Source organism: Sinomonas humi (assembly GCF_000802235.1).
GTDB lineage: Bacteria > Actinomycetota > Actinomycetes > Actinomycetales > Micrococcaceae > Sinomonas > Sinomonas humi.
Genome location: NZ_JTDL01000062.1, coordinates 1 through 2,421 on the forward strand (window position 1 = coordinate 1; position 2,421 = coordinate 2,421).

Sequence of the window (2,421 nt, forward strand, 5' to 3'; positions counted from 1 at the left end):
ACACCGGCTCAGCTGTGAGAAGTACGACAGCACGTATGGCTATACGTACATATGGACATATTTCTAGGCGCGAGACCTTGGCGGCGACGTCTCACCCTCAGTTCAGGGCAACGGAAGGAGACTGAGTTCTCGTATGTGCGATCGTACAGACGTTCATAAAGCTGCCCGTATGGTCAGACGTAAATACCGACGGAATGCCCAAGGGTGTGTCGCTACGGCTCTCGCGTCGGGCGCCCCTGTAGCTTGAGAGGCGAGCAAGACAGCCAGACGGCAAGGTGACCATCTTGATGGTCATACGGTCGGCTGTACGTATGTATTTATAGGAGGAAATATGGCGCCCACGATAACCGCCGTCGGCAACCGAAAGGGTGGGGTCGGAAAGTCGAGTATGACCGGGGCGATCGCATGGTCCTTGGCTATGCGGGGATACCAAGTTCTCACCTTGGACATGGATCCTCAAGGCAACCTCAGCAGATGGCTCCTCGACGAAGTTCCGGATCGAACCATGTTCGATGTTCTCTACGCAGATCAGCCGGGGATCCTTGGGGAAGCTGCTGTGCCCTCGCTGTTCCCCGGGGTATGGATTGTTCCTGCGGAAGAATCACTGGGCCGCATCGAAGTTGAAGCGCTTGTGGCACCCGAGATGAGGCTGAAGACTGCTGCCCACGGGTCCGAGTCCTTCGAAGGTTTTGACGCTGTCCTTATCGACATGCCCCCGGCTCTGGGACGCCTCACCCTTAACGGCCTCATCGCGGCAGACAAGGTCATTGCGGTGACCAGTCCGGAGGCGTTCGCGGTCCAAGGGCTGGTTGCATTCCTTGAGACCGTCGAACATGTGCGGGGGAGGCCTCACCTCAACCCCGATCTTCAGCTTGAAGGTGTCCTGGTCAACCAGTTTGATGGAACAGGTGAGCACACTTATCAGCTGGACCAGATCCGCGAAGCATACGGAGACAAGCTGCTCTCTCCGATCGTGCCCAAACGCACGGCGATGCGGGACGCCGTAAGCGCACAAGTGCCTTTGACAAAGGTCGGAACTAGGGGAGCGGCGGTCCTGCAAGAAGCACTCACTGAACTGGTCTCAAACGTTTGGAAGGTGAACTGATGGCGGCAGTGCAGAGGAAGAGTCAGATTCCGAAGGCTCCCCAGCGGAGTCTGGTCGACTCTATCGCCTCTGCTCCAGAGGCAGTGCCTTTGGAGCGGACGCCAAGTTTGGCGGTGGCCGTCTCTCGCGATGTGCCTGCATTTTCGGTGAACCCGGAGGTGCAGATGGATCCTGTGGTTCAGAGAACTGACCGTGAACCCGCGGCGATGTCGACCCTCCAACCGCCCGTCCGCAGACGGCGCAAGCCAGTCCGGATCGTCTACACGTCCAAGATGGACCCTGAACTCAAGGATTGGGCTTCGAGCTTCAAGCCTGAAGAGGACTTTCTAGAGGTTGTGGAGCAGGCGCTGTGGATTCTTAGATTGGGCCGCACCGGCAACATGGCGGAGGCGGTGGCAGCCTTGGAGCGGGCGTCACAACCGACCGAGGACTAGGTGATATTTCCGTATGTACATACGGAAAGCCCCTTTGGTGGCGGGTTCTCGTCGTCGACATGGACTCTCAGGGGAACCTCGGCATCGATACGCGGGCACGCAGCTAGACGATCAGGGCAGGGCGCTCTCTGCGGGAGCAGGTCGATGAAGTAGTCCTCGTCGCCGTCGATGCTCAGGCGGTGCTGCCTGCCGACGAACGCGAACCCGGCCGGAACCTCGGCTACATGCGCTCCTTCGCATCCGCATGGCCAGGTGAAGGCCCAATCGCGCAACAGCCTGTTGCGCGATTGGGCTGGGGGCACATCACGGTCCTGATCGACAAGTTCCGCGACAGCGAGCTGCGGTATTGGTACGCCGCGAAGGCTGCCGAAAACGGGTAACTCAGCCCCAGGAATGCCCGGCTAACCGCCGACAACCGCGACCTGGACGAACGGCTTGCAGCCTACGCAACCGCCCTACTGGACGTGCTCGAGGAAAGGGATGCGCTCAGGGACGCGCTCTCCCGGCGAGTCGGAGTCACCGCCATCCCGATCGGCAGATAGCCCCAACACGCTTCCGGGCGCCGCACTGGTGACACCACGCCCATGAGGGATCGAGAACCGTGGATCTCGGTCTGACTCTGATCCTGAGCGGGCATACTCTGACCATGGCCGTCTACTTCGAGTGCATCACGCGGACAAGCATGTCGAAGTCGGAGCTGTTTGACCGTGCCAGGAGCATCGACGCCCACCGGGCTTCGATGGCTCGGTCTCGCGAAGAGGCTGTTGCTGGCGTGACCTCTGGGCTCATCTCTCTTGGCGAGCAGGTTACCTGGCGAGCTTGGCACTTCGGCCTTCCGCTTCGGATGACGAGCCGGATCACCGAGATGGAGTCGCCTGACCT

General features: G+C 60.1%; 3 protein-coding genes and 1 pseudogene. All 4 read left to right on the top strand.

Features of this window, described 5'->3' with window-relative positions; translation table 11 throughout:
* The first annotated feature begins 331 nt into the window (after positions 1-331).
* Entirely contained in the window at positions 332-1,105 is a 774-nt protein-coding gene (locus LK10_RS04355) for a ParA family protein (protein WP_043120462.1), read from the top strand.
* A 173-nt stretch (positions 1,106-1,278) separates the two neighbouring features.
* Positions 1,279-1,539, top strand: a complete 261-nt coding sequence (locus LK10_RS21715; RefSeq protein WP_156144027.1) for a hypothetical protein — start codon at positions 1,279-1,281, stop codon at positions 1,537-1,539.
* Positions 1,540-1,718: 179 nt separating this feature from the next.
* Positions 1,719-1,919 (top strand): DUF1016 N-terminal domain-containing protein, encoded by a 201-nt coding sequence (locus LK10_RS04365; protein ID WP_043120465.1) that lies wholly within the window; start codon positions 1,719-1,721, stop codon positions 1,917-1,919.
* 266 nt (positions 1,920-2,185) lie between these two features.
* Positions 2,186-2,421 (top strand): annotated as a pseudogene (locus tag LK10_RS04370) (SRPBCC family protein); the annotation flags it as partial.

Excerpts from the sequence above, each read along its gene's own strand:
- LK10_RS04355 (WP_043120462.1), top strand. The coding sequence starts at position 332 with ATGGCGCCCACGATAACCGCCGTCGGCAACCGAAAGGGTGGGGTCGGA.